Annotated in this window: 28 protein-coding genes; 10 read left to right on the top strand and 18 right to left on the bottom strand. The window is 68.9% G+C overall.

The window, feature by feature from the left end; genetic code table 11:
• Positions 1-5: 5 nt before the first annotated feature.
• On the top strand, positions 6-449 hold the full coding sequence (locus EV192_RS27650) for a GNAT family N-acetyltransferase (protein WP_132120445.1): 444 nt from the start codon (positions 6-8) through the stop codon (positions 447-449).
• Here EV192_RS27650 and EV192_RS27645 read toward each other — a convergent pair.
• Positions 418-1,578 carry an 8-amino-7-oxononanoate synthase gene (locus EV192_RS27645; protein WP_132120443.1) on the bottom strand — a complete coding sequence of 387 codons (1,161 nt, stop codon included), beginning with the start codon at positions 1,576-1,578 and terminating at the stop codon, positions 418-420. The genes EV192_RS27650 and EV192_RS27645 overlap by 32 nt on opposite strands.
• Before the next feature lie 111 nt (positions 1,579-1,689).
• On the opposite strand from EV192_RS27645, the gene EV192_RS27640 reads away from it, so the two are divergent.
• Genes EV192_RS27640 through EV192_RS27630 form a run of 3 tightly spaced genes read left to right on the top strand, consistent with a single transcriptional unit; the run spans position 1,690 to position 4,186 of the window.
• Complete coding sequence (locus tag EV192_RS27640) at positions 1,690-2,718, top strand: cobalt-precorrin-4/precorrin-4 C(11)-methyltransferase (protein WP_132120441.1); 1,029 nt, start codon at positions 1,690-1,692, stop codon at positions 2,716-2,718.
• 2 nt (positions 2,719-2,720) lie between these two features.
• Positions 2,721-3,443, top strand: coding sequence for a PIG-L deacetylase family protein (locus tag EV192_RS27635; protein ID WP_132120439.1), 723 nt, complete (start codon positions 2,721-2,723; stop codon positions 3,441-3,443).
• A complete protein-coding gene (locus EV192_RS27630) occupies positions 3,440-4,186 on the top strand; it encodes an SDR family NAD(P)-dependent oxidoreductase (protein WP_132120437.1) in 747 nt (248 codons plus the stop codon). The genes EV192_RS27635 and EV192_RS27630 overlap by 4 nt, the downstream gene beginning before the upstream one ends.
• Before the next feature lies 1 nt (position 4,187).
• Here the strand turns inward: EV192_RS27630 and EV192_RS27625 are convergent, their stop codons facing one another.
• The 4 genes from EV192_RS27625 to EV192_RS27610 all read right to left on the bottom strand — a co-directional run bounded on the left by EV192_RS27625 (position 4,188) and on the right by EV192_RS27610 (position 6,626).
• Positions 4,188-4,568 carry a type II toxin-antitoxin system VapC family toxin gene (locus tag EV192_RS27625; protein WP_132120435.1) on the bottom strand — a complete coding sequence of 127 codons (381 nt, stop codon included), beginning with the start codon at positions 4,566-4,568 and terminating at the stop codon, positions 4,188-4,190.
• Entirely contained in the window at positions 4,565-4,819 is a 255-nt protein-coding gene (locus EV192_RS27620; protein ID WP_132120432.1) for a type II toxin-antitoxin system Phd/YefM family antitoxin, read from the bottom strand. The genes EV192_RS27625 and EV192_RS27620 overlap by 4 nt, the downstream gene beginning before the upstream one ends.
• Positions 4,820-4,855: 36 nt before the next feature.
• Positions 4,856-5,551 (bottom strand): ATP-binding cassette domain-containing protein, encoded by a 696-nt coding sequence (locus EV192_RS27615; protein ID WP_165960636.1) that lies wholly within the window; start codon positions 5,549-5,551, stop codon positions 4,856-4,858.
• Positions 5,552-5,711: 160 nt separating this feature from the next.
• Positions 5,712-6,626, bottom strand: coding sequence for an alpha/beta hydrolase (locus EV192_RS27610; protein WP_132120428.1), 915 nt, complete (start codon positions 6,624-6,626; stop codon positions 5,712-5,714).
• 72 nt (positions 6,627-6,698) lie between these two features.
• Between EV192_RS27610 and cobA the strand changes: the two genes are divergently transcribed.
• Positions 6,699-7,922: a uroporphyrinogen-III C-methyltransferase gene (gene cobA, locus EV192_RS27605; RefSeq protein ID WP_243727106.1), complete on the top strand. Its 1,224-nt coding sequence runs from the start codon at positions 6,699-6,701 to the stop codon at positions 7,920-7,922.
• Here cobA and EV192_RS27600 read toward each other — a convergent pair.
• The 3 genes from EV192_RS27600 to EV192_RS54070 are packed head-to-tail and all read right to left on the bottom strand — an operon-like array spanning position 7,919 to position 9,403.
• Positions 7,919-8,290 carry a cytochrome P450 gene (locus EV192_RS27600; RefSeq protein WP_243727161.1) on the bottom strand — a complete coding sequence of 124 codons (372 nt, stop codon included), beginning with the start codon at positions 8,288-8,290 and terminating at the stop codon, positions 7,919-7,921. The genes cobA and EV192_RS27600 overlap by 4 nt on opposite strands.
• Positions 8,208-8,969: a cytochrome P450 family protein gene (locus tag EV192_RS27595; RefSeq protein ID WP_132120424.1), complete on the bottom strand. Its 762-nt coding sequence runs from the start codon at positions 8,967-8,969 to the stop codon at positions 8,208-8,210. Before EV192_RS27595 ends, EV192_RS27600 begins: the two co-directional genes overlap by 83 nt.
• A 14-nt stretch (positions 8,970-8,983) precedes the next feature.
• Positions 8,984-9,403 (bottom strand): helix-turn-helix transcriptional regulator, encoded by a 420-nt coding sequence (locus EV192_RS54070; protein ID WP_165960635.1) that lies wholly within the window; start codon positions 9,401-9,403, stop codon positions 8,984-8,986.
• Between the two features lie 334 nt (positions 9,404-9,737).
• On the opposite strand from EV192_RS54070, the gene EV192_RS27585 reads away from it, so the two are divergent.
• Positions 9,738-10,247, top strand: coding sequence for a hypothetical protein (locus tag EV192_RS27585; protein WP_243727105.1), 510 nt, complete (start codon positions 9,738-9,740; stop codon positions 10,245-10,247).
• 151 nt (positions 10,248-10,398) lie between these two features.
• Here the strand turns inward: EV192_RS27585 and EV192_RS27580 are convergent, their stop codons facing one another.
• From EV192_RS27580 to EV192_RS27570, 3 genes are all read right to left on the bottom strand, one after another.
• Complete coding sequence (locus EV192_RS27580; protein ID WP_243727104.1) at positions 10,399-11,757, bottom strand: DEAD/DEAH box helicase; 1,359 nt, start codon at positions 11,755-11,757, stop codon at positions 10,399-10,401.
• A gap of 190 nt (positions 11,758-11,947) precedes the next feature.
• The gene (gene yaaA / locus EV192_RS27575) at positions 11,948-12,685 is read right to left on the bottom strand and encodes a peroxide stress protein YaaA (RefSeq protein WP_132120416.1); all 738 of its coding nucleotides are present in this window, start codon (positions 12,683-12,685) and stop codon (positions 11,948-11,950) included.
• Between the two features lie 45 nt (positions 12,686-12,730).
• Positions 12,731-13,081, bottom strand: a complete 351-nt coding sequence (locus EV192_RS27570; RefSeq protein ID WP_132120414.1) for a VOC family protein — start codon at positions 13,079-13,081, stop codon at positions 12,731-12,733.
• A gap of 58 nt (positions 13,082-13,139) precedes the next feature.
• Between EV192_RS27570 and mtnA the strand changes: the two genes are divergently transcribed.
• The 3 genes from mtnA to EV192_RS27555 all read left to right on the top strand — a co-directional run bounded on the left by mtnA (position 13,140) and on the right by EV192_RS27555 (position 17,805).
• Positions 13,140-14,090, top strand: coding sequence for an S-methyl-5-thioribose-1-phosphate isomerase (mtnA, locus tag EV192_RS27565; RefSeq protein ID WP_132121454.1), 951 nt, complete (start codon positions 13,140-13,142; stop codon positions 14,088-14,090).
• Positions 14,071-15,987 carry a bifunctional aldolase/short-chain dehydrogenase gene (locus EV192_RS27560; protein WP_132120412.1) on the top strand — a complete coding sequence of 639 codons (1,917 nt, stop codon included), beginning with the start codon at positions 14,071-14,073 and terminating at the stop codon, positions 15,985-15,987. The genes mtnA and EV192_RS27560 overlap by 20 nt, the downstream gene beginning before the upstream one ends.
• Before the next feature lie 69 nt (positions 15,988-16,056).
• Positions 16,057-17,805: a proline--tRNA ligase gene (locus tag EV192_RS27555; RefSeq protein ID WP_132120410.1), complete on the top strand. Its 1,749-nt coding sequence runs from the start codon at positions 16,057-16,059 to the stop codon at positions 17,803-17,805.
• Between the two features lie 20 nt (positions 17,806-17,825).
• Here the strand turns inward: EV192_RS27555 and EV192_RS27550 are convergent, their stop codons facing one another.
• The 3 genes from EV192_RS27550 to EV192_RS27540 all read right to left on the bottom strand — a co-directional run bounded on the left by EV192_RS27550 (position 17,826) and on the right by EV192_RS27540 (position 20,682).
• Positions 17,826-19,034: a serine hydrolase domain-containing protein gene (locus EV192_RS27550; protein ID WP_207926260.1), complete on the bottom strand. Its 1,209-nt coding sequence runs from the start codon at positions 19,032-19,034 to the stop codon at positions 17,826-17,828.
• Between the two features lie 81 nt (positions 19,035-19,115).
• Entirely contained in the window at positions 19,116-19,955 is an 840-nt protein-coding gene (locus EV192_RS27545) for a DUF8017 domain-containing protein (RefSeq protein WP_132120408.1), read from the bottom strand.
• 10 nt (positions 19,956-19,965) lie between these two features.
• Positions 19,966-20,682, bottom strand: a complete 717-nt coding sequence (locus EV192_RS27540) for an HAD family hydrolase (RefSeq protein WP_132120406.1) — start codon at positions 20,680-20,682, stop codon at positions 19,966-19,968.
• A 110-nt stretch (positions 20,683-20,792) separates the two neighbouring features.
• On the opposite strand from EV192_RS27540, the gene EV192_RS27535 reads away from it, so the two are divergent.
• The gene (locus tag EV192_RS27535; RefSeq protein ID WP_132120404.1) at positions 20,793-21,602 is read left to right on the top strand and encodes a hypothetical protein; all 810 of its coding nucleotides are present in this window, start codon (positions 20,793-20,795) and stop codon (positions 21,600-21,602) included.
• Here EV192_RS27535 and EV192_RS27530 read toward each other — a convergent pair.
• The 4 genes from EV192_RS27530 to EV192_RS27515 all read right to left on the bottom strand — a co-directional run bounded on the left by EV192_RS27530 (position 21,599) and on the right by EV192_RS27515 (position 25,100).
• A complete protein-coding gene (locus tag EV192_RS27530; protein ID WP_132120402.1) occupies positions 21,599-22,468 on the bottom strand; it encodes a DUF8017 domain-containing protein in 870 nt (289 codons plus the stop codon). The two genes, EV192_RS27535 and EV192_RS27530, sit on opposite strands and share 4 nt — an antisense overlap.
• 921 nt (positions 22,469-23,389) lie before the next feature.
• On the bottom strand, positions 23,390-23,854 hold the full coding sequence (locus tag EV192_RS27525) for a hypothetical protein (protein WP_132120400.1): 465 nt from the start codon (positions 23,852-23,854) through the stop codon (positions 23,390-23,392).
• A gap of 60 nt (positions 23,855-23,914) precedes the next feature.
• Positions 23,915-24,616 (bottom strand): DUF8017 domain-containing protein, encoded by a 702-nt coding sequence (locus EV192_RS27520; RefSeq protein ID WP_132120398.1) that lies wholly within the window; start codon positions 24,614-24,616, stop codon positions 23,915-23,917.
• A 73-nt stretch (positions 24,617-24,689) separates the two neighbouring features.
• The gene (locus tag EV192_RS27515) at positions 24,690-25,100 is read right to left on the bottom strand and encodes a secondary thiamine-phosphate synthase enzyme YjbQ (protein ID WP_132120396.1); all 411 of its coding nucleotides are present in this window, start codon (positions 25,098-25,100) and stop codon (positions 24,690-24,692) included.
• Positions 25,101-25,123 lie beyond the last annotated feature (23 nt).

The raw sequence follows: 25,123 nt of genomic DNA, 5'->3' as shown, positions 1-25,123 counted from the left end.
GCCGGGTGAGATCCGGAAAGGTACGCGGCCCGCAGCTGACCGCGGGCGAGTTGCAGTCCGTGCTCCAGCTGCGGGCCGAGGTTTTCGTCGTCGAACAGAAAGCGGCCTACCTGGACGTGGACGGCCGCGACCTGGAGCCCGGCACGATCCACTACTGGCTCGCCAAGGATGACCGTGTGCTCGCCTACCTGCGCGTGCTGACGGAACCCGACGGCGAGCTGCGGATCGGCCGAGTGTGCACCGCGCTGACGGCCCGTGGGTCCGGTCTGGGGCAGGAGGTGATGGCCGCTGCTGTCGCCGACCTCGGCGACGCCCCCAGCGTCCTGGACGCCCAGACGTACGCCCGCGCGTTCTACGAGCGGTTCGGATACGTCGCCGAAGGCGAGGAGTACCGGGACGAGGACGACATCCCGCACATCACGATGCGCCGGGCGGCGCGCACCGCGTGATCACGTCGAGGGCGCGGTCGACCTCGGCGTCGGTGAGGTCGGCCCGGACCGTGATCCGCAGTCGGGAGACCTTGTCGGGCACCGACGGCGGCCGGAAGCAGCCGACCCAGACACCGGCCGTCCGGCACTCGTCCGCCCAGGTCACCGCCGCCTCGGGGGAGGGCGCCCGGACCGCGATCACGGCCGCGTCCGGCTTGGACACCTGACAGCCGGCGGCCTTCAGCTGGGTCGCGAACGTCATCGCCACCGCACGGACCCGCTCGGCCCGTTCCGGCTCCTCCTTGAGGACGTTCAACGCGGTCAGCGCGGCCGCGGCGCTGGCGGGCGCCAGTCCGGTGTCGAAGATGAAACTCCGCGCGGTCTCCACCAGGTGCTTGATCACCCGGCGTGGTCCGAGAACGGCACCTCCTTGCGCACCAAGGGCTTTCGACAACGTCATCGTGGTGACGACGTTCGGCTCCTTGATCAGTCCGGCGTCGGCGACCGCGCCCCGGCCGCCCTCGCCGAGCACGCCGAAGCCGTGCGCGTCGTCCACCACAAGGCCCGCGTTGTGCTCCTGGCACGCCTGCGCGAACTCCCGCAGCGGGGCCAGGTCTCCGTCCACTGAGAACACCGAGTCGGTGACCAGCAGGGCGTGCTCGGTCCGGCGCGTCTCCAGCGCGCGCTTGGCCGCCGCCGGGTCCGAATGCCCGACCACCGCGATGTCCGCGCGGGACAGCCGGCAACCGTCGATCAGGGACGCGTGGATGTAGGCGTCGGTAACGATTGCCGAACCTTTTCCGGACAGTGCCGTGATCACCCCGAGGTTCGCCGCGAACCCGGACGAGAACACCAGAGCCGCTTGCGCGCCACAGAAAGTGGCCAGCGCGTGCTCCAGTTCGGTGTGCAGCTCGGTGGTGCCGGTGACCAACCGTGACCCGGTCGACCCGGCGCCCCACCGCAGTGCCGCGGCGGCCGCCGCACCGCTCACCCGCTTGTCCTTGGACAGCCCGAGGTAGTCGTTGCCGGCCAGGTCGAGCAGCGTGCTGTCCGCCGGTCGTGGCCGTAACTGCCTGGTCAAGCCCGCGCGGCGGCGTTCGTCAGCCCGCGCGTCGATCCAGTCGAAGACCCGGTCGCCAGTGGAAGTCACGCCCTGGAGTGTCGCATCGCGAACCCGTGGGGCGCGCAAGGGAGGTGCTACACCTCCCGGTGGGGGTGGGCCCCCGTAGGGGGTCGGTGGTCGACACAGTACGGTCGATGAGTGAGTGCGGGAATCAGCTTTGTCGGAGCAGGTCCGGGTGCGCCGGACCTGATCACGGTACGAGGCGCTCGCCGCATCGGTGACGCCGACGTGGTGCTGTGGACGCCGAGCGTCGTCGACGGCGTCTGGGTGCGCGAGAACACCAAAGCCGGCGCGGAACTCGTCGACACGGCCCGGCACGCCGAGGACGATCTCGTCGAGATCTACCGGCGCGCGGTCCGGGACAAGCTGCGCGTGGTCCGGCTGCACGGCGGCGATCTGGCGACGTGGGGCGGGCTGCGCGCCCAGTTGGACGTGTGCGCGCGGATCGGTCTGACGGCCGAGGTGATCGCGGGCGTGTCACCGGTTTCCGCGGCGGCCGTGTCGGTCGGTGCGGCACTCACCGAGCCCGACGTCGCCGACTCGGTGATCAGCGCGGGCCAGGAGACCACCGGGATGCCGGATCTGGACCAGATCAAACAGTACGCGCAGTTCGGTACGACCATGGCCGTGCTCGTCCCGGCGGCCCGCGCGGGTGAACTGGTGGAAGCCTTGCGCGGCGGCGGTTACGACGACGAGACCCCGGTTGTCGCGGCGTACAAGGTGACCTGGCCGGACGAGACCGTGGTGCGGACCACGGTGGGCGACCTGGTCGCCACCGTGAAGCAGCACCGGTTGTGGCGGCACACGTTGTTCATTGTTGGCGGCGTCCTGCGTCCAGCAGGTCGGACGCAGACCGCGGCGACGCGTAAAACCGTGTCGGAGGGCAGCGTGGTTCGCTGGTCCCGCAACCGGTCCACGTGGACCAAGCGTGCCGTCGAGAAGCCGGTCGAGACGCCTGTCCCCACCCAGCCCGAGCCTAAACCGAAGAAGGTCACGGTAGTCGCGGATCCGGCGAAGAAGGCGGCCGCCGCGAGTTCGATGCCGAAGAAAACCGTGACAGCACAGGCGAAGAAGCCGACACCCGCGAAGACCGGTGGGAAACAGCCGGCCAGGACCGCGGCGAAGAAAACGACGCGGGCCCAGCCGCAGCGCGGGCGTAGAGTGTGATCATGGCTGACCTGGAGCCTCTACCGTCCGACTGGGAGCGCGCGCTCGGCGTCGTCGCACACCCGGACGACCTGGAATACGGTGCGTCCGCGGCGGTCGCGGAGTGGACCTCCGCCGGGAAGTCCGTGGCGTACGTGCTGGCCACCCGCGGCGAGGCCGGCATCGACAGCGTCCCGCCGGAGAAGTGCGGGCCGCTGCGGGAACGGGAACAGATCGAGGCGGCCTCGATCGTCGGCGTGTCCGCGGTGGAGTTCCTGGACCACATGGACGGCGTGATCGAGCACAGCCCGCGGCTGCGCCGCGACCTGGCCGGCGCGATCCGCCGGCACCGGCCCGAGCTGATCGTCACGCTGAACTTCGAGGACACCTGGGGCGGCGGCTACCGCAACAGCCCGGACCACCGCAACCTGGGGCTGGCACTGGTGGACGCGGTCGGCGACGCCGGGAACCGGTGGATCTTCCGCGACCTGGGACTGGAGCCGTGGAACGGGGTCCGCTGGGTGGCGGTCTGCGGAGCGTCGGGCCCGACCCACGCCGCCGGCGTCTCACCGTCCAGTTTGGACCGTGGAGTCAAGTCGTTGCAGGCCCATCGCGCGTATCTCGACGGCCTCGGCGGAGGCCCGATGACCGACGCGGACGCGATCATCCGCGACAACGCCGTCAAGAACGGCGAACGGTTCGGCGGCCAGCCGGCCGTCACCTTCGAGTTGATCCCGTTCACGTGACCCCCGTCGCCGTGATCACCGGTGCCGCCCAAGGGATCGGCCGGTCCGTGGCGGCCATGCTCACGTCCCGTGGGTACGCCGTCGTGGCCGTCGATCTCCAGGAGGTCACGGATCCAGTCGCGCTGTCCGTGGTGGCCGACGTGAGTTCGCCGGCCGACGTCACCGCGCTGGCCCAGCAGGTGCGGGACCGGTTCGGCCGGGTCGACGTGCTGGTCAACAACGCGGGTGTGTCGCTGCTGCGGCCGGCCGAGTCCACGTCGGTGGACCAGTGGCGGCGGGTCCTGGAGGTGAACCTCACCGGACCGTTCCTGCTCAGCCAGGAGTTCGGCCGGGACATGCTCACGGCGGGCACAGGCGCGATCGTGAACATCGCGTCCATCGCGGGCCTACAGGGAATCGCCGACCGCGCCGCCTACAACACCAGCAAACACGGCCTGATCGGCCTGACCCGAACCCTCGCCGCGGAGTGGGGCGGGCGGGGTGTGCGGGTGAACGCGGTCTGCCCAGGCTGGGTGAAGACCGAGATGGACGAAGCCGACCAGGCCTCCGGCGGCTACACCGACGACGACATCACCGGCCAGAACCCGATGGGCCGCTTCGCCGCGCCCGACGACATCGCTTCGGCCGTCGCGTTCCTGGCCGACCCGGCGTTGTCCGGTTTCGTCAACGGTGTGGCCCTGCCCGTCGACGGCGGCTGGACCGCGGACGGCAGTTGGACCTCACTGCGCCTGCGCAAACGCTGAGTCAACGAGCCGCGAGCACAGGCACGTCGTAAGCGGCGATCGCCTGATCCGCGGTGACGAGTATCAGTCCTTCGACTCGGGCCTGTGCGATCAGCAAGCGGTCGAAGGGGTCCTTGTGGTGCAAGGGCAGATCCCGCACAGCCACCGCGTGATCGCCGACGACCGGCAGCTCTTCGAAGTACTGGTCCCGCATGTGTTGTCGAAGGTCGCCGTCGATGCGCAGTTTGCCCAGCGACTGCTTGATCGAGATCTCCCAGAGGGTCGCTGTGGATACGACAGTGCTGTTGGTCGGTTCACCGATGGCGTCCTTGGCCTCGGGTGACAGGTCGTCGCCACCGTCGAACCACCACAACAGCGCATGGGTGTCGAGTAGGAGCTTCATGCTGGATTGGCCGGGTCTCCGTCGTAGAACAGGTCTATCAGGTCTTCTGGTGTCTCGTCGAAGTCGGGAGCCATCCAGATCTTGCCCCGTAAGGCGCCGGGCTGGCGGCGGGCGGCTGGACGCTGGAACGGGACCAGCCTGGCTACGGGGGTACCGTTGCGTGCGATGATCACGTCCTCGCCGTCGACCGCCTGGTCGACCAGCTGGGACAGGCGTGTCTTCGCCTCGTAGATGTTCACCTGCACGCTCATGCCGTCAGCTTATCACGGTTGGTCTGGTCTGACCAACTAACCCGTGGGCTCGGGGCGGCCGCCCGAGATCGGTCCAGTGTGGACAATCTGGCCGGCACGCATCAGTGTAACCGTGTCGCAGACCTCGTATGCCTCGGCCGTCTGGTGGGTGACGTACAGGATCGACACGTCGCGCTCGTGCAGCCGCCGAATGACGCCGTGCACCCGCTCGACCCAACAGGATTCCAATGAGGACGTTGGCTCGTCGAGGATCACCAGGCCGTCCTCGGTGTCGACGGTCCGGGCGACAGCGACCATCTTCCGCGTACTCGGTGTGAGGGAACGGAGTTTGGCGCGTGGGTCGACTTCGATGCCCAAGGAGTCGAGCAGTCGCGTGGCGTTCGCGTACATCTGCCGGAAACTGACCAACCTCAACCGGTTTCGCGGCTCCCGGCCGAGATAGAGGTTGGCGGCCACCGACATCGAGTCGACCAGGGCGGGCTCCTGGTACAGCGTGCTGATGCCGTGTGCCAACGCGTCCGCCGGCCCGGTGAAGTGAACCGGCTTGCCCTTGTGGAAAACCAGGCCTTCGTCCGGTTTGTACACCCCGGTGAGCACCTTGACCAGAGTGGACTTTCCCGCGCCGTGCTCGCCCACGAGCGCGTGCACCTGGCCGCGCTCCAACAGGAAATCCACGCCACGCAAGGCGGTTACGCCGGCGAAGCGCTTGGTGACGCGAGCGGCTTCCAGCAATGGACCCTCCAGTAGGCCAAACAAGTACGCGTCAGCAGTACTTTCTTGTCCCTGGCACCGATCGTCGCATCGCCCGGCCGATTCGCATAGGGCTTGCCTGGCGTGGTCAACGAAAACACTGTCGGGAAACGCGCGCGTGTGCGCAAGCGCTTGCGCGGGTTCAGTGGGTCTCGTGCGCCTCAAGCCAGGTGTCCACCTCGGCCAACGCCTTGGCCCTGACGGGTTCGGCGGACAGGAACAAGTCGTGCAGCCCGTCCTGGATCTCCACGACTGTGACGTCCGGGCCGAGCCGCGGCGCGTACTTGACCATGTCAGCGACGTCCAGCACGGTGTCCGCGGCCATCGCCTCCCGCGACCACGCCTTGGCGTGCAGCAGGCTCCGGTTGGAGTGCAGGACGAGCACCGGGACGGTGACATTCAGTCCGCGTTGGAGCTTCGCGTGTCCAATTCGGATCGCCCGCAGCCAGCCGGCCAGCACCGGGAACGCCGCCAGCGGCTTCATCCGCAGATCGAAGTCCCATTCGCCGTGGTGGTCCCGGTGGATGGTCTGCCCGTACACCGACCCGAGACCGTCGCGGAGCTTCAGCTTCGGCGCGAACTTGCCCACGGCTTTGATCAAGGCGGTGCCGACCGTGCGGGCCGCGGCCGGTTCGGCGAGCTCGAACCACGGGCTGTTGAGCACGAGCGCGTCGACCTGGAGATCCTTGCGGGCGTCCAGCCACAGCGGCGTGATCAGCCCGCCGGTGGAGTGCGCCATCACCACGAGCTTGGTGTGCCCGTCCTCGTGGATCTTGTCGACCGCCGCGTCGAGCTCCTCGAAGTGCTCCCCGATGTCCGTGACGAAGTTCGGCGTGTCGCCGTCGCGCAGGGAACGGCCGTAGTGCCGCAGGTCGACGGCGTAGAAGTCGTAGCCGCGCGCGGTGAAGTGCTCGGCGACGTGTCGCTGGAAGAAGTAGTCCGCGAACCCGTGCACGTACAGGATCGCGCCTTTGGTCGCCTGGTCGGCGGGCAGCCGGACCAGCGTGGCGACCTTGGCGTCGGCAAGGTCCAGCGTGCGCACCTCGTACTCCGTCACGGACGCACATTAACCCGTGGGTGTGACCAAGTCGAAGAGACCGGCCGGTGCGGGAGAGGGCATGCTGTCCGGGTGACGGTGTCCAATTCTTCTGGCGAGCTCCACTACCTCGCAGGTCTCTCGCTGGCAGGGCGTCGGGTCGTCGTCGTGGGCGCGGGCACGGTGGCGCAGCGGCGCCTGCCGCGCCTGGTGTCCGCCGGAGCCCTGGTCGAGGTTGTCGCTCCGGAGGCCACTCCGGCCGTCCAGGCCATGGCCGACAACGGCGAGATCGTGTGGCACCAACGTCCCTACCAGGACGGTGACCTCGCCGACGCCTGGTACGTGGTGAGTTGCGCGTCCGACCCGGCGGTCAACGCCGAGGTGTCCGGCGAGGCCGAGCGGACCCGGGTGTTCTGTGTCCGTGCCGACGCGGGCACCGAGGGCACGGCCGTGACCCCAGCTGTCGGCGACCATGACGGGCTGCTCGTGGGAGTGCTCGCGGGCGGGGAGTACCGGCGGTCGGGCGCGGTCCGGGACGCGATCCTGGACGCGCTGCGCGAGGGGCGTGTCTCTGACCAGCGGGAACCGTCGCCGTTGCCTGGGGTGGCCCTGGTCGGGGGTGGCCCCGGCGACCCCGAGCTGATCACAGTCCGTGGTCGCCGCCTGCTGGCACGGGCGGACGTGGTGGTGGCCGACCGTCTCGCCCCCCGCGAGCTGCTGGAGTCCCTGGCGCCACAGGTGGAAGTGGTGGACGCCGCCAAGATCCCGTACGGCCGCGCGGCCAGCCAGGAGTTCATCAACAACCGGTTGGTGTCCGACGCGTTGGCGGGCAAGTTCGTGGTCCGGCTGAAGGGCGGCGACCCGTACGTGTTCGGTCGCGGCTTCGAGGAGCTGATCGCGTGCGCCCAGGCCGGCGTCCCGGTGACCGTGGTGCCCGGCGTGACCTCCGCGTTCGGCGCTCCCGCCGTCGCCGGGGTTCCAGTGACGCACCGCGGGGTAGCGCACGAGGTGGTCGTGGTCTCCGGCCACGTGGCACCCGACTCCGAAGCGTCCCTTGTGGACTGGTCGGCACTGGCCCGGTTGACCGGCACGATCGTGCTGATGATGGGGGTCGAGCGGATCGCCGCGTTCGCCGACGCCCTGCTGGCCGGCGGCCGCCCGGCGGGCACTCCGGTCGCCGTGGTCCAGGAGGGCACCACCCGCACCCAGCGGATCGTGCGGTCCACTTTGGACAATGTGGCCGACGATGTGGCGTCGGCCGGGATCCGGCCGCCCGCTGTGATCGTGATCGGCCCGGTCGCCGGGCTCACGCCCTAACCCCAGGTGATCTTCAGCTGGTGGACGTCGGTGCCGACCGGTGTCTCCTCGGTTCGGACGTCGGCGATGCGCCACGGTCCGGGCAGCCGGTCGAGCATGGCTCGCAAGGCGATCCGTACCTCCCTGCGGGCCAGGTGCGCGCCGAGGCAGAAATGGACGCCGTGGCCGAAGGACAGGTGCGGGTTCGGGTTCCGGCGGATGTCGAACCGATCGGGGTCGGTGAACACGGACGGATCCCGGTTGGCCTTGGTGATCAGGGCGACCACTCGTTGTCCGGCCGGGATCTCATGCTCGCCGAACGTGGTTGACGCGGTGGTGAACCGGTCGGTGCCGCCGGCCGGCGGGTGGCACCGGAGGACCTCTTCGATCGCGCCCGGCAGGAGGTCCGGATCGGCCCGCAGTTCGCCGGTCGCCCCCGTACAGGCTCATGACGGCGTTGACGAGCAGGGTCTTGGTGGTCTCGTGGCCGTTGATGAGCAGCAATGAGCAGAAGTCGACCAGCTCGTCCCCGCCCAGTCCGGATCTGGCGAGGGTGCCGATGATGTCGCTGCCCCGCGGCCGGGCGAGTTCGGCGCGGAAGTAGTCGGTCATCTCGGCGCGTGCCCGGTGGAACTCGGCTTTCCTGGTGTCGTCCTCGGTGAACACCCCGGCGAACGACGTGATCGCCTCGGTCCAGCGGATGAAGTCCGGGTCCGCGGGCACCCCGAGCAGCCCGGCGATGGTGGTCACGGACATCGGATACGCGATCCCGTCGACAACGTCGGCCTCGTCCCCGACCCGGTCCAGCAGGCCGCGCACAGTGGTCTCAATGTCAACATTCGCCACCGCCCTCGGTGTGAACACCTGACTCACGATCCGGCGCAACTCGTGATGCCTGGGTGGGTCCGTCGCCACGAGGCTGCTGAGCACGGGGTTGTCTCGGTGCGGGATTTCCTGTGCGCTGTAACGGAGTTCGTCGGAGGAGAACGTGACGTGGTCGGTCAGTACCCGGTCGACATCCGCGTACCGGGTCGCGATCCACGCGCCCAAGGCTTCTGAGAAGTACACACCTGGAGACCTTGCTACGCCGCCGCCCGCTCGGATTGGAGGAAACGGCCACAGGACATCCCCACCGCCCGGTTGAACTCGGCGAGCATGTGCGGCTGGTCGTAGAAACCGCACCGGACCGCGATGTCCGCCCACTCAGGCCGTGACTGCCGACGGGCAATCGCCATCGCGGCGTGCAACCTGACCATCCGCAGGTACACCTTGGGCCCCAACCCCACCGCGACCGCGAACCGCCGCCGCAACTGCCGCTCCGACAACCCCACCTCACCCGCGTGCCACCGCACCGACTCATTCGGCTTCGTGCGCATCGCCCGTACCACCCGCAGAACCCGGTCGTCCGGGTTCCCGCAACCCTTGACCGCCTCCCGCAAATCCTCCTGAGCGAGCGGCATGCCCGCCAACGGCACCTCATCTGCGGCGACCCCGAACACCACGGGACAAGCCCCAGGAAGCAACCGAACCCCAACCAACGTACCTACCACAAAGCCTTGCCTGGCAACGGTTTCCGGCCCGGACAACCACCAAGACCGATCAGGGAACCGCAGCACGTCAACCCCAGGCCCAGGCAAAGCCAACGGCACCACCCCACTGCACCGCCACACTCCACCAACGTGCCCAGCCACCTCGGCCGGCCACGAGAATTCCAGACCTCCCTTGCCCACACCGCAGAGTGAACCTCGCGACCGACTTGATCGCCACCGGTTATCAAGGAGTAGTCCAATCGGGACTGTCGGTGGTGATCGACATAATGGGCGGATGTCCGCACACGTGTTCGTGGACGAGACAAAGGCGAGAGGCGTACTGCTCACCGCGGCTGCTGTGCACCCTGCCGATCTCGCCGCGGCTCGGCGCGCCATTCGTGGGCTGGTGATGCCAGGACAGCGTCGGATCCACTTCATCCAGGAGAACGACGGGCGACGAAAGATGATCCTTGACCGCATCGCCGAGTTCTCGCCGTTGGCGACGATCTACGATGGATCGGCGCTACCTCGACGACGGCAACGAGAAGCGTGTCTACGCGAGCTTGTCACGGATTTGGTGATTCAGGACGCCCGAATGTTGGTTCTGGAACGTGACGACTCGATTGTCGACATGGACAATCGAGTTCTGTACGCGCGGATTCATGAGGTGAACTGCGTGAAACTGCGGTATGAGCACCTTCGCACGCACGAAGAACCGCTGCTTGCCATCCCTGATGCGATCGCGTGGTGCTGGCAGCGTGGCGATCCCTGGCGTCAACGAGTTAGGGAAATGGTCGTCGGTGTGCGAACTCTCTGACCCCGGATAGCGCAGAACCCGGCCCGCCCACCGTCCGAGGGGCTGCCGGGTCCACTTCGATGGCCTAGTGGCCAGCGCACTTAAAGGTTAGCACAGATCGGGTTGGTCGCGCTGGCTGGCCTCGGTGGTGTGCCGAGGCCAGCCAACGGACTCAGCGGTGGGTGGCGTGTTCTGAGCGGCCGCCTTCGCGCTTGCCGCGGAAGGAACGGTTGCCGCCGTCGCGCTTGGGGCCGCCGAATTTGCCGCCGTCGCGCTTTGCGTTGGTGTTGCCGAACTTTCGGCCTTTGTAGCCGCCGGTGCGGGCTTTGGGGCGGGCGGCGGGTACTGGGCGCTCGGGGACTGGTTCGCCGCTGGGGGTTCGGGCGCCGGTGATGCGGATCAGTTCCGCGTCGCCTGGGCGGACCCGGACGTTGTGGGCGCGGACGCCGGCGCGGTCGGTCAGGCGGCGGACGCTGTGCCGCTGGTCGTGGGTGATCAGGGTGATCACTGTGCCGGACTGGCCGGCGCGGGCGGTGCGGCCGGCGCGGTGCAGGTAGTCCTTGGGGTCGGCCGGGGGGTCGACGTGGACGACGAGGCTCACGTCGTCGACGTGGATGCCGCGGGCGGCGACGTCGGTCGCGACCAGCACCGGGGTGTGGCCGTCCTTGAACTCGCCGAGGACGCGGGTGCGGGCACCCTGCGCCTTGCCGCCGTGCAGCGCGCCGGCGTTGATGCCGATCGAGCGCAGGCGGGTGGCCAGGCGGTCCACGTGGTGCTTGGTGCGGACGAACATGATCGTGCGGCCTTCGCGGGCCGCGACCTCGGCCACCACCGCTGGTTTGTCCTCACGGGACACCAGCAGGACGTGGTGGTCCATTGTGGTCACGCTGGCGGTTGCGGGCGCGACCGAGTGGGTGACCGGGCTCGTCATGTACTGCTTGATCAGCTGGTCGACGTCGCCGTCCAGAGTGGCCGAGAAGAGCAGCCGCTGGCCGTTCGGGTCGGTCAGGTCCATGATCTCGCGGACCTGCGGCAGGAACCCCATGTCCGCCATCTGGTCGGCTTCGTCGATCGCGGAGTACAGCACGTCGTCGAGCACGCACGTGCCTTGCCGGACGTGGTCGGACAACCGGCCGGGCGTCGCGATCAGCAGGTCGACGCCTCGGCGCAGCGCCTCGGCCTGCTTGACGAACGACATCCCGCCGACGGCGGCCCGGCACCACAAGCCGAGCGAGCGGGCCAGCGGCGACAGCACGTCGCTCACCTGCATGGCCAGTTCACGCGTTGGCACGAGGATCAGCGCGCGCGGGCGCTTCGGCTTGGCGCGGCCACCGTCGAGCCGGGACAGCAGCGCGAGTCCGAACGCGAGCGTCTTGCCGGAGCCGGTCTGCGCGCGGCCGAGGACGTCCTTGCCGGCGAGCGCGTCGGGCAGGGTGGCTGCCTGGATGGGGAACGGTTCGGCGATGCCGGCCTGGGACAGGGCGTTGAGTAGCGGCTGGGGCAGGCCCAGCTGGTCGAACGTGGGTAGCACGAAAACCTCTCGGAAAATGGCACGTCCCGAGCAGGTGGTTCCGGCCGGACGAGCCCGGCGCTCCGGTCCGGGGACCAAGTACGCCGCTGGATGGGGAGCACACACGAGTGAATCTCGCGGTACTGGATCAGTTTACCGCATCTCGCATATTGGTTTTGACCTGCGGGGCCGCGTCGTGACTTGGCGAACGTCACACCACCAGTTCGAACCCGCGGTCCGACGTCCGCTCCAGCCGAAGACCGGCTTTCGTGGCGATTCGGACTATTCCGGCAAGATTGCCGGGTTCGCGGGGCGCGGTGGCCAGCGCTCGCGCGAGTTTCCCCTTGTGGGCCTTGTTGAAGTGGGTCACCGCCTGCCGGCGCCCGCCGACCTGCTCGGACACCACCTGGACGGTCACCGCGTCCGGGATCTTCGCCAGCGCCGCGTACGGACCCGACCGCAGGTCCACGACCAACCCGTCCAGACCAGCCAGGACAGGCCCGAGTGCGGGCCGCCACAACGCCCCCAACGGCCCCACGCCGGGCACCGCGCTCGACGCCGACAGCCGGTACGACGGCACCAGGTCGTCCGGACGCACCAGCCCGAACAGCGCGGACGCGACCGCCAGCCGCCCACCGGCACGACCACGCTCCGCCCGCTTCATCCCCGCCACGTCCAGAGCGTCGTACAGCACACCTGTGTACCGCGATAGCGCCGGCACGGTCGGCGACTGACGAAGTTCCGTGTTGCGCCGCACCTCGTCGGACTGACGCTCGGACAGGCCGAGCGCGGCCAGTGAAGCGGGCACGTCGGCGGCCAGGTCGACCAGGGCCGAGACGAGCTTCTCCCGGACCGGGTCGAGATCCGGGAACGACAGGGCGGCGAGGTCAAGGGCCGGTCCGCTGCCGCCCTCGGCCTTGGTCTCCGACGGCGGAAGCAGCACGAGCACGGACAGTGATTGTAGTCAAGCCTGGAACCAGCCGTGATCCGTGTCTCAGCCGCCGGGCTGGCCCACACAGAAGACGTTGCCGGCCGGGTCGCTCAGGACGGTCCAGGCCATGCCGGGCACCTTCTGCTCGTCCACGACCGTCGCCCCCAGTTCGGTCAGCCGGGCGACCTCGGCGTGCCGGTCCGCGGTGTGCAGGTCCATGTGCACTCTGTTCTTTCCGGTGAGGTCCTCGGCCACCTTCTGCAGGCCGAGGGCCGGGCCGTCGGCCCGGGTGAGGATCATGAAGAAGCCGTCGTAGTCCTGCTCGACCTGGGCGTTCAGCGCGGCGGTCCAGAACTTCGCCAGCTCCCGCGGTTCCGCGCAGTCGATGGTGACCATCGCCAGTGAGAGTGTCATGGCGCGAACGTTAACGACACACACCGACAAAACCGGCCGAGTCGGCTACACATGGGGCATGCGGACCATCGACTGGGTCGACGCGCGGGTCGTGGCGATCGACCAGACCCGGCTGCCCGGCGACGTGGTCACGCTGTCCATCAACACGGTGAAAGACCTGGTGGACGCCATCAGACGGCTCGCCATCCGGGGTGCTCCGGCGCTCGGCGTCGCCGGTGCGCTGGGGGTCGCGTTGTCGGCTGTGAACGGCGGTGACGTCCGGGCGGAGGCCGCCTTGCTGCGGACGGCGCGTCCAACCGCGGTGAATTTGGCCTGGGGTGTCGACCGGGTGCTGGCCAAGCTGGAGCACGGCGTCGAAGCGGTGGTGGCGGAGGCGGTGTTCGTCCTGGAGGACGACGTTCGCCGCAACAGCGCGTTGGGCAAGCGCGGCGCGGAGTGGCTCGTCGAGCGGATCGGGCCACGGGTCAACGTGCACACGCACTGCAACGCGGGCGCGCTCGCGTGCGTCGAGTGGGGCACCGCTCTCGGGGTCGTGCGCGCCCTGCAGGAACGCAACGCCCTGGGCCGGGTGTTCCTGGACGAGACACGTCCTCTCCTTCAGGGCTCTCGCCTGACGGCCTGGGAACTCAAGCAGATGGGCGTTGAGCACACCGTGGTGGTCGACTCCGCGGGGCCGACGGTGGTGGCGCGCGGGATGGTCGACGCGGTGGTCGTCGGCGCGGACCGGATCACCGCGAACGGGGACGTGGTCAACAAGATCGGCACGTACCCGCTGGCGCTCGCCGCGGCCCGCAAGGGGATTCCGTTCGTGGTGGCCGCGCCGGAGTCCACGATCGACATGGCCACCCCGGACGGCGACAGCGTGCACATCGAGATCCGGGACGCCGCCGAGATCGACCCGCCGGCCGGCACCCCGGCCCTGAACCTCGCATTCGACGTGACACCGGCGGACCTGGTCACCGCCATCGTCACCGACGAACGGATCATCCATGGAAAACCGTTGGGCTGAAACCACGACCGACCCACTCGACCAGTGCGTCCACGGATCCCGGCTGCTGGGCGGCGAACCGGACCTGGTGCTGCACGGCGGCGGCAACACCTCGGTGAAGGTGGTCGTCGACGACGTCACCGGCGACCCGGTGGAAGTGTTGTACGTCAAGGGAAGCGGCTGGGATCTCGCGGACATCGAGCGCCCGGGGTTCGCGCCGCTGCGGTTGGCCCGGCTGCGTGCGCTGCTGGACGTGGAGGAGCTGCCGGACAGCGCCATGATGAACGAGCTGCGGTGTGCGTTGCTGGACGCGAAGGCGCCGGACCCGAGCGTGGAGACGTTGCTGCACGCCGCGTTGCCGCACGCGGCGATCCTGCACAGCCACGCGGACGCCGTGATCGCGTTGTCCAACCTGGAGAAGCCGCTGGTCCAAGAGGTCTTCGGCGACAAGGTCGTGGTGATCCCGTACGTCATGCCCGGGTTCCAGCTGGCGCGCAAGGTCGTGGACCTGTACCCGCGGCACGTCACCGAGAACACGGTGGGCATGGTGCTGATGAACCATGGCCTGGTCACGTTCGGCACCGACGCCAAGCAGGCGTACGACCGGCACATCGAGCTGGTCACCCTGGCGGAGGAGTATCTGGGCGAGTACACGCCGGGTGAGGCGAGGGTGCCCGAGGTGCCCGCGATCGTGCTTGCCAAGATCCGCTCCCGGATCTCCGAGGCCGCGGGCGCGCCGATGATCGTCAGCCGGCACACCACCCCGGCGGTGATGTCGTTCGTCGGCCGGGCGGACCTGGCCGACGTGGCCGGCCGCGGCCCGGCCACCCCGGACCACGTGATCCGGACCAAGCGGATTCCGCTGATCGGCCGGGGCGCCACCGGTTACATGGCCGACTACAAGCAGTACTTCCGGGCGAACGCCACTCCCGGGCTGACCATGCTCGACCCGGCGCCACGGGTGATGCTGGACACCGAACTGGGCATGCTCACGGTCGGCCGGCGGGCCCGGGACGCGGACATCGCGCGGGACATCTACCTGCACACCATCAAGATCATCGAGCGGGCCGAGGCGGTCGGGACGTACCGGGCGCTGCCGCCGGAGGACATCTTCGCGGTCGAGTACTGGGACCTGGAGCAGGCGAAGCTCAAGCTGGCCGGCGAGCCGCCCGAGTTCGCCGGCGAGGTCGCGCTGGTCACCGGCGCCGCGTCCGGCATCGGCAAGGCGTGCGCGGACGTGCTGCGGGCCAGGGGCGCGAGCGTGGTCGGCATCGACCTGACCGCGTCCGAGTCCACCACGGACTACCTGGGGCTGCAGGCGGACGTCACCGACCCGAAGGCGATGGCGGCGGCGATCCGGCAGGGGGTGGAACGGTTCGGCGGGGTCGACATCGTCGTCCCGTCGGCCGGGGTGTTCCCGGGCAGCATGCCGGTGGCCGAGCTGTCCGCGGCGGCCTGGCGCAAGACCATGGCGGTGAACTCCGACGCGGTCGCCGAGCTGTTCACCCAGGTCCACCCGCTGTTGAAGCACTCGCCGAAAGGCGGCCGGGTGGTCGTCATCTCCTCCAAGAACGTGCCGGCGCCCGGCCCGGGGGCGGTCGCGTACTCGGCGTCCAAGGCGGCGGTGACCCAGCTGGCCAGGGTGGCGGCGCTGGAGTGGGCCAAGGACCGCATCCGGGTGAACATGGTCCATCCGGACGCCGTCTTCGACACCGGGATCTGGACGCGGGAGCTGATCGAGCAGCGGGCGTCGCACTACGGCGTGCTGATCGAGGAGTACAAGCGCCGCAACCTGTTGGGCGTGGAGGTGACCAGTTCGGCGGTGGCCCGGCTGGTCGCCGAGCTGTGCTCGGACACGTTCGCGTGCACCACCGGCGCGCAGGTGCCGATCGACGGCGGCAACGAGCGGGTCGTTTAACCGGTTGGAAGAGCGACGGCGGCGTTCATTACCCTCTTGGGGCACACCAGCCATGAGGATGTGAACGCCGTGATCACCAGGATGTCGTCGTTGTTCCTGCGCACCTTGCGTGAGGATCCGGCGGACGCCGAGGTACCCAGCCACAAGCTGCTGGTACGCGCCGGCTACGTCCGCCGGGTGGCCCCGGGCGGTTACTCGTGGCTGCCGTTGGGCATGCGGGTGCTGCGCAAGGTCGAGAACATCGTGCGCGAGGAGATGGACGCGATCGGCGCGCAGGAGATCCAGTTCCCCGCGCTGCTGCCGCGTGAGCCCTACGAGACCACCAACCGGTGGACCGAGTACGGCCCGAACCTGTTCCGGCTCAAGGACCGGAAAGGGGCCGACTACCTGCTCGGCCCCACCCATGAGGAGCTCTTCGCGCTGACCGTGAAGGGCGAGTTCAGCTCGTACAAGGACTATCCGGTCATCCTCTACCAGATCCAGACGAAGTACCGGGACGAGGCGCGGCCGCGGGCCGGGATCCTGCGCGGCCGCGAGTTCGTGATGAAGGACTCGTACACGTTCGACCTGGACGATGCGGGTCTGGCCCGGTCGTACCAGCTGCACCGGGACGCGTACATCAAGCTGTTCGACCGGCTCGGCATGGAGTACGTGATCGTCAAGGCGACGTCCGGGGCGATGGGCGGGTCGGCCTCGGAGGAGTTCCTGGCCGTCGCGGAGTCGGGTGAGGACACGTACGTCCGTAGCACCGGCTCGGACTACGCGGCCAACGTGGAAGCGGTCGTCACCCCGGCGCCCCCGGAGCAGTCCATTGCGGACAAGGCCGACGCGCAGATCCACCACACGCCCAACACGCCGACCATCGAGTCCCTTGTGGACTTCCTCAACGCCGCGGACCTCGGCCGGAAGTTCACGGCCGCGGACACGTTGAAGAACGTCCTGCTCAAGACCCGCCAGCCCGGCGCCAAGGAGTGGACGCTGCTGGGGGTGGGCCTGCCGGGCGACCGCGAGGTCGACATGAAACGCCTTGAGGCGTCGCTCGAACCGGCCGAGGTGGCGTTGCTGGAGGACAGTGACTTCGCCGCGAACCCGTTCCTGGTCAAGGGATACATCGGGCCGGGCGCGCTGGCCGCCAACGGCGTGCGCTACCTGGTCGACCCCCGCGTGGTCCGGGGCACGGCATGGGTGACCGGCGCGGACAAGGCCGACCATCACGTGGTGGACCTGGTGTGCGGCCGGGACTTCACGCCGGACGGCACGATCGAGGCGGCCGAGGTCCGGGAGGGCGACCCGGCCCCGGACGGCACCGGCACCCTGGTCGCGGCGCGCGGCATCGAGATCGGCCACATCTTCCAGCTGGGCCGCAAGTACGCGGACGCCTTCGGCCTGGACGCGCTCGGCCCGGACTCGAAGCCGATCCGGATCACCATGGGCTCGTACGGCGTGGGTGTGTCCCGCGCGGTCGCCGTGATCGCCGAGCAGTACCACGACGACAAGGGTCTGGTGTGGCCGCGCGCGGTCAGCCCGTTCGACGTGCACATCGTGATGGCGGGCAAGGACGACAGCATCCGGCAGGGCGCTGAGAAGCTGGCGGCGGAGCTGGACAGTGCCGGCGTGTCGGTGCTGTTGGACGACCGGACGTCCTCGCCGGGCGTGAAGTTCGCGGACGCGGAACTGGTCGGCGTGCCGACGATCGTGGTGGTCGGCCGTGGCCTGGCCAACGGCGTCGTCGAGGTGAAGGACCGGCGGACCGGCGACCGGACGGACATCGAGGTCGACTCGGCCGTCGCCCACATCAAGACGCTCGTCCAGGGCTGACCCACGGATGGTGTGCGGGGTCAGCCCCGCACACCATCCAGGGGGAGCTCGGTGGCTGGCGAGCTGGGACATAGCCCTGCTCGGATCAGGCCGCCGATCGCGCGGTCGATCGCGTGTTGCTGGATCTGCCCGTCGGGGCCGATCTGCTGGTACTTGTGCATGTTGATGCCGATCGCGATCTGGCGGGTGCCGTCCTCGGTGCTGAACGCGTAGGTGCCCATGCCGAACGCGCCCCCGTCGTGTCCCCAGAACGTGCCGCAGCCGGGGATCGGCAGCGAGAAGATACCCAGCCCGTACGTCGTGTCGGCGGTACCGGGCTTCTTCATCTCGGCCAGCAGCGCGGGCGGCAGCAGCCGGCCCTGCAACAGGGCCCGGTAGAACCGGTTCAGGTCGTCGACGGTGGACACGATCTCCCCGGCCGTGCCGGCCCAGGACATGTTGGTGACGGAGAAGTCCTTGGGCGGGTTCCAGGTGCCGTACATGCTGTCGTAGGCGCGGGAGTGCGGGCCACGGATCACCGGGTCGTTGCCGGGAAAGTACGTGGTGCGGCCGATTCCGGCCGCGCGGATCACGTTCCGCGTCAGGTAGTCCCGGACCGGTTGCCCGGTGACCTTCGCCAGCAGCAGGCCGAGGATGGCGTAGTTCGTGTTGGAGTAGGAATGCTCGCTGCCGGGCTCGCCCGGCAGCGGCGGCAGGTTCAGCCCGATCTCAGCGAGCCGTTCCGGCGCGTAGCTGGTCAGCCGGGTCCGGTAGATGTCGTCCGTGGTGGCCCACAGCCCGCCGATGCTGACGTAGTCGGCGATCCGGCTGGTGTGGTTGAGCAGCATCCGCACGGTGACCTTCCGGCCCCGTTCGTCCTTCACCAGGCCGGGCAGATAACGCGCGATCGGCGCGTCCAGATCGATCCGGCCCGCTGCGACCTGTTGCAACACACCCGTGGCGACGAACGTCTTGGTGGTGCTGCCCGCCCGGTGCTCGAAATCCGGCCGCACCGGCCTTCCCGTGGCCGTGTCGGCCACTCCCGACGCGCCCTGCCACGTCCGCCTGCCGTCTCGAACCTCGGCGTAGACGCCGGGCATCCCGGCCGCGTGCACCGCCGCCAACGCCCGATCCAGGAGGCCACCTTGTGCCGCGGTGGCCGGTGCTGCCGTCGCGGCGACGACCGCCACAGCCGTGGCAATCGGCACCCACACCCGACGCTTGAACGAAACCATTACATGACCCGACATGCACCCGACCGTAGGCACACGCCCGCCGCCACGACATCAATCCGGAGGACCACCCGGCCCTCCTGCCACAGCAGGAAAGGTTCAGTTCGCCGGGTGGATGCTCGTCACGATCTTCTGCAGGTCACCCTCTGGCGTCGCCTCCGGGAAGCCCTGGTCCGCCCAGGCGGTCATCACCAGGCTGGGGTCGTCCGGCGCCTTGCCGGGCAGGATCACCAGCATGATCACCGACGTCGACGCGTTGCACTTGTCGTTGGGGCCGGGGGCGATGCCGGACACGTGCGCGGTGACCGCCAGGCCGTCCTTGCCGTTGTCGATCTTCACCGGGGTCGGGGCGGTGGTGTCCACTGTGGGCTTGGCGCCGGCGTCGGTGGTGTAGACGGCGTTGGCCAGTTTCGTGGCCGCGCCGGTGGCCTGGTCCTTCGCGTCGCCCTTGTTGGGCACCAGCATCAGGCCGGCCATCGACCGGAACGTGGTGGACTTGCCCTCGCAGTAGCCCTTCATGTAGAGGGCGGGGATGTAGACGGTGGTCTTCTCCGTCCCGTTGCCGAAGATCGCCGGGAAGTTCAGCGGCTCCCACTTCGGCGGCACGTCATACGCCTTGGTGGTGTTGATGTCCTTGCCGTCGTTGATCGGGATCGGTGTCCAGCCCGGCACCATCGGCGCGCCGCTGGCCTTGGGCTGCAACGGGTCCCGGGAGGACGGGCTGGAGCTGCCGCTGTTCGCCCTCGGCTTCGCGCCGGGGTCGGCCACCGCCTGGCCGGGCGTGCTGTTCTGCACGCCCACGATCAGTACGGTCGCGACCATGGCGAGGAGGACGACTGCCGCGACGGCGATCGCCATCAGCAGACCGGTGTTCTTCTTCGGCGGCTTGTCGTCGCTGTAGAAACCGAGTCCCTGGTAGCCCCCAGACGGTGTGCTCACGGCAAACAGACTAGTGGCCGTCCTGCGGTCGGCGGTTGAGAACGGTGGAAAGGACCTGCTCGGTGTCCGACAGGTCACGGAACACCGCGTGCGCACCGGCCTCTTTGAGGTGGGTGAAGCTGTGCCGTCCGGTCGCGACGCCGATGGCGACGGCGCCGTGGTGCAACGCCGCGCTGACGTCGTGTGGCGTGTCCCCGATGACCACCACCGAGGAGGGATCGAAGGTGTGGCCGTGTTTCGCCGCGGCCAGGCGCATGGCGGCGGAGACGAGGTCGTGGCGGTCGGTGGACAGCGAGCCGTAGCCGCCGATCTCCAGGTCGATGTGGTCGAGCAGGCCGAACGGGGCCAGTTTCACGTCCGCGACCTCAGCCAGGTTGCCGGTGACCAGGCTCTGCACCACGTCGTCGCGTTCGCCCAGTGCGGCGACGACCTCGGCGACGCCGGGCAGCACGCGCCCGCGGCCGCCCAGCAGGTCGCGTTCGGCCTGGGCGATCGCGATCAGCTCGGTGAAGATCAGCTGGATCTCCTCCTCGGTGGCGGCGGCGCCGTGGGCGGTCAGCAACTCGGAGGTGATCGCCCGTTCGGTGCGTCCGGGGAATGCCGGCAGGTGCGACAGGGACAGGCCCATGGCGTTGGCCAACGCGGTGGTGTACCACTCGCGGCCGATGCCGGCGAGGTCGACCAGGGTCAGGTCGATGTCCCACAGTATGAGCGTTCTGTTACCCATTCGCTCATAGTGACACGATCGGGCGACCTCTTCGGCGTGTCGCGTGACGCTTGACATGTTCCTTGGCAATGAAAATCTGTCCGGGACGCGATCACTCCTCGGGGGAAGACATGCCAGACCGCCCGGCCGAGCTCCTCGGCGAGAAGACCGCGCTGCGCCGCGGATACGCGTTTCCGCTGCTGGTCCTTGGCCTCCTCGTGCTCGTCGCACCGGTGTTCTACGTGTCCGCCGCCGGCGACCCGCACATGACGGCGTACCAGGACATCGGGCCCTTCCCGGCGTTCGCCCTGCCGTGGGTGTACCGGCTGCGCTACCCGGTGATGGTCGAGTGGTACTGGGTGATCGCGCTGCTGCTCGGCTTCGCGGCGACCGCGTGGTGGTACCGCAGGCAGGCGGGCAGCGTGAGCGACCACCTGGCCGCCGGTGGTGCTGCGGTGGCCGCGTTCGTGGTCGGCAGCCAGATCATGTGGAAGACGTCGCACGCGGCCGGCAGGCTGTACGAGACGCCCGGCGTCACCCTGTGGATCCTCGCCGGCTCGGTCGCGACGGGCGCCGTCGTGGTGTTCGCCGGCTTTCGGTGGCGGGGACTGCGCACGGCGAGCGTGTTCGTCGGCACTCTGCTGGCGATGATCGCCTTCGCGACCCTCGGAGTGCACATGGCCAACGGACTCGTCGCGCTGGTGATCATCGCGGTCGCGCTGCTGGTGCTCGCCCTGGCGGAGCGCAGCCGGTGGCTCGGTGTGGTGGGCGCGGTGTTCCTGATCGCCGCCGTGCACGCCAACCTTCAAGGGCTGGCGCACTTCTTCCCGTTCACCACTCCCCGGCCCGACGAGCGACTGACCGCGGTGGCGAACCTGATCCTGCCCGCCGCCGTCCTGGTCGTCGGCGGCGTCGTCGCATTTGTCCGTGCGCGGCGTTAGTACTCGCGGGCGCTGTCGACGATCTTCTGCAGGTCCGCGTCGGCCGGTGGCGGCGGGGTGGCCGGGCCGCCTTCCACGTCGCCGTTCACCACCAGGAACTGGAGCGTGCTCCCGCCGTTGTCGATCACCAGCACGGAGACCTTGCCCTTGCTCGCGAAGCACTCGTTGCCGGTGGCGGCGATGGTCGCGTCCACCTGGACGCCGAGCTGCGGCTTGCCGTCCGTGCCCAGGACGGACTTGACGGTCCTGGGTGTGCCGGTGGTGACGACCCCGTTGCCGCTCGTGTAGAACTCGGCGCCGTACGCCTTGGCGATGCTGATGGCCACATCCGTCGGGTCGGCCCTGGCGACGGTTCCGCCGCCGAGGCCGCCACGGCTGTAGTTGGCGCCCTGGCACTGGTAGTCGCCGACACTGGCCGGGAAGTACAGCGTGGCGTCCGGCATGGCCTTGCTGGACAAGGTGGCGCCGGGCACCGGCTTCCACGACGGCGGCACCTCGTAGATGAACTTCGCCTTGTCGTTCTTGATCACGGTCCAGCCGGTGTTGCGGGGCTGCAGGGCGTCCCCGGGCTGGCCGCTGGTCTTGGGGATCGACGAGGACGTGGGCGGCTTCGGCGCGCTGCCGCTGCTCCTCGGTGTGCTGGGCGGCGGGTTGTCCGCGGCCGGTGTGCCGTTGTCCCGGTTGAGCAACACGATCGTCACGACCGCGCCGACGATCAGCACGATCGCGATGATCGAGAAGATCATCACCCAGTTCCTGGGTTTGCGCGGTGGCGGGCCGCCCTGCTGGTAGAGCCCGAGACCTTGGTAGCCGGGTTGCTGCCCCCAGTCCTGCGGGGGCTGCTGGCCGTTTCCTGGGTACACCACGGGGGGACGGTATCGTGACGTTCCCGCTCCAGGGCACCGGGTGGACTGGCGAACGGCCCGCTGGCCGCTTCCGGTTCAAGCAGCGGCCCGAACCAGTCCAGCCAACAAGGCGCCTTCACCCCGCCGCCAAGATCAGGGTGCGCAGAGTCCTGGCCAAACATCGCCGCCCGCCATTACGGATATCGACGTCTCGGCCGAAGAAACCGCGTGCGGAGAGGCAGGCCCGACAGACGTAGGTCAGCTGCTCTCCGCACGCGGCATCTTCTGTCAATTTTCGGAGCACATTTCGGCTCCGTGTCCCCACGCGGGCCGCAACACCTGCCAGGTCATGGACTCTCCGTTTTCGAGGGTCTCACAATGGGTCGTCGCCACTGTCCACACCAGTCGAACTGTCATTTGTCGACCGCAGGTGTTGGTCGCCCTCTGGTAGCTGTAAGCGCCGTCGTCCCAGGCTCGGATCTTGACGCATGCGGGTGCGCTGGTCCCGACTCTGGTCGTCGTCTCCGATGCGGCGACAGCCGGCTGCGCGGCGAGCGGCAGAACCGTCGATGTCGCGACAATGGCGGCAAATGCTGCAATCTTTCGCATATGGGAACTCCTATAGACATCATCGGAATACAGGCGGACCTATACCGTGAACAGAATTTTGCGCCGATCTGCGAGCTCGATTCGATACGGAGTCGACGGCGAATTTGTTGGCGAATGTTGCTAATACGAGGATGGCAGTGGAATACATGTAGCCGCAAGATCCCGAACAGGTGAGACAAACCTGTGAATGAGCTGACACGAACGTTAGAGGAACCTGACATCCGGTATGGGCACTAACCGTCGGTCATGGATTCAACCTTCCGGGCGACGAACGCGCTGATCTTCGTTCACCTGACCGGTCATGCTGACTCCACACCCAAGGTCGGTCCGGTGTCAGTGCAGCAACTGACGGAGCACGGTCTCGTACCGCACGAGGTCGAACTTGATCGTCGGGAGTGTGGCGTAGTCCGGTGACGGTCCGGGCGCCGGGTCGCTGTCGGACTCCCAGGCGAAGTCGGTCCAGTGGACCGTGGCCGGGGCGGTTGCCCTGTCATATGTCACCCGGACGGCGAAGACGCCGCACTCGGGGGCGCCGCATCGCGAGCAGCTGTACAGCGGCACCCTTCCGGAGGGCAGGCCGCAGTCCTCCAGGCGGCTCGGGAGATGGCTTGGTACGGGCCGGCCGAGCAGGGCGCGCAGGTCGTCGGGATGGCGCGTGGCGAGGACGCCGTCGCCGCGGGGAATCGGACCCTCGCACTCGAACCGGGACATCCATCGGGCCAGGGAGGAGCCGTCGACGTACCAGTCGTCCAGGGCCGGATCTGCTGTCGAGCGGCCGACGGACAGCAAGTTCACCATGCCTGCGGAGGTTAGGGGTGCTGGTGCGGATGCGCCCCGACCGGGTTCCGCGCCTGACGATCAGTGCGTGACGTGCAACGAGTCCGCGATCGTGGATACCCGGTCGGCCTGGAGGAGCGGCGTGGGTTGCTGTGGCCCGGGGGTCAGGTCCGCGCCGATCACGAACACCGAGACGCCGGCCGACGTGGGCAACGCGATGACCGTGATCGTGCCCTTGACGCCCGCGCACGGGTCGCCGGAGCGGATCAGGGTCGCCTCCGCGTGCACGGTCGCGCCCTGTGCGCCGTCGACGGTCAACGGTTGCGGTTTGGCCACGTTCACGGCCGCTGTCTGGTGCCCGTCGCTGTACTGGTCCGCCGCGACGGCCGCGGCGAGGTCCGCCGCTATCCGCCCGGGGGCGGCCTTGTGGTCGTTCGGCGCGACGCCGGTGCCGGCGAACGCGCGGCCGTATTCCGCGCCCTGGCAGGTGTACGGGCCCCAGTCGACGAGATGGTCGAGTTCGACGCCGTTGGATGTGGTGAGCGTCTCATCGTCGTCGGCGGGCTCCCAGTCGGCGGTCACGTCGAACGAGAGCTTCGCGGCGGGGTTGGTGACGGTGTGCGTGTCCGGGGCCATCGGCGGCGCGGCCTCGACGATCCGGGGCTCCGGTTCGGCCGGCGCGTGCCGGTTGACCAGCGAGGCAGCCGAGATCCCGCCGGCCGCGAGCAACGCCGCGACGGCGCCGATCGTGATCAGCAGTCTCTTCGACCGTCGCAGAACCACACCACCACGGTAGCTCATGGTGACGGTTCGCGCACAACGTTCGCACATCTCAGTGCGGCGCGGCCCGGGTGATTCAGCCGGCCAGGTAGCTGAACCGAACAGTCCGTTGTGGATTGTCCACATTGGTGTCGACCAGGCAGACGGACTGCCACGTGCCGAGCGTCATCCGCCCGCGCAGCACGGGAATACTCGCGTACGGCGGCAGGAACGCGGGCAGTACGTGGTCGCGGCCGTGTCCGGCGGAGCCGTGCCGGTGGTGCCAGCGGTCGTCGGCGGGCAGCAGGTCGCCCAACGCGGTCAGCAGGTCGTCGTCGCTGCCCGCGCCGGTTTCGATCACCGCCAGCCCGGCGGTCGCGTGTGGAACCCATACGTGCAGCAGTCCGTCGGCGGCCTTCGCGTCGGCGAGGAACCGCCGGCACTCGTCGGTCAGGTCGTGCACCACGGCCCGCGCGCCGGTCCTGATCACAATCTCCGCGCTGTGCATGCCGCTCCTAGGTAACGTCGGTG

The sequence above is a fragment of the Actinocrispum wychmicini genome (assembly GCF_004345645.1).
GTDB lineage: Bacteria > Actinomycetota > Actinomycetes > Mycobacteriales > Pseudonocardiaceae > Kibdelosporangium > Kibdelosporangium wychmicini.
This window is presented reverse-complemented; position numbering and strand designations above follow the sequence as displayed.

What these genes read in the sequence shown, in the direction of transcription:
- EV192_RS27635 (WP_132120439.1), top strand. Translation starts at nt 2,721, where the DNA reads ATGGCTGACCTGGAGCCTCTACCGTCCGACTGGGAGCGCGCGCTCGGC.
- EV192_RS27625 (WP_132120435.1), bottom strand. Translation starts at nt 4,568, where the DNA reads ATGAAGCTCCTACTCGACACCCATGCGCTGTTGTGGTGGTTCGACGGT.
- EV192_RS27620 (WP_132120432.1), bottom strand. Translation starts at nt 4,819, where the DNA reads ATGAGCGTGCAGGTGAACATCTACGAGGCGAAGACACGCCTGTCCCAG.
- EV192_RS27570 (WP_132120414.1), bottom strand. Translation starts at nt 13,081, where the DNA reads ATGACACTCTCACTGGCGATGGTCACCATCGACTGCGCGGAACCGCGG.
- mtnA (WP_132121454.1), top strand. Translation starts at nt 13,140, where the DNA reads ATGCGGACCATCGACTGGGTCGACGCGCGGGTCGTGGCGATCGACCAG.
- EV192_RS27560 (WP_132120412.1), top strand. Translation starts at nt 14,071, where the DNA reads ATGGAAAACCGTTGGGCTGAAACCACGACCGACCCACTCGACCAGTGC.
- EV192_RS27550 (WP_207926260.1), bottom strand. Translation starts at nt 19,034, where the DNA reads ATGTCGGGTCATGTAATGGTTTCGTTCAAGCGTCGGGTGTGGGTGCCG.
- EV192_RS27540 (WP_132120406.1), bottom strand. Translation starts at nt 20,682, where the DNA reads ATGGGTAACAGAACGCTCATACTGTGGGACATCGACCTGACCCTGGTC.
- EV192_RS27535 (WP_132120404.1), top strand. Translation starts at nt 20,793, where the DNA reads ATGCCAGACCGCCCGGCCGAGCTCCTCGGCGAGAAGACCGCGCTGCGC.
- EV192_RS27525 (WP_132120400.1), bottom strand. Translation starts at nt 23,854, where the DNA reads ATGGTGAACTTGCTGTCCGTCGGCCGCTCGACAGCAGATCCGGCCCTG.
- EV192_RS27515 (WP_132120396.1), bottom strand. Translation starts at nt 25,100, where the DNA reads ATGCACAGCGCGGAGATTGTGATCAGGACCGGCGCGCGGGCCGTGGTG.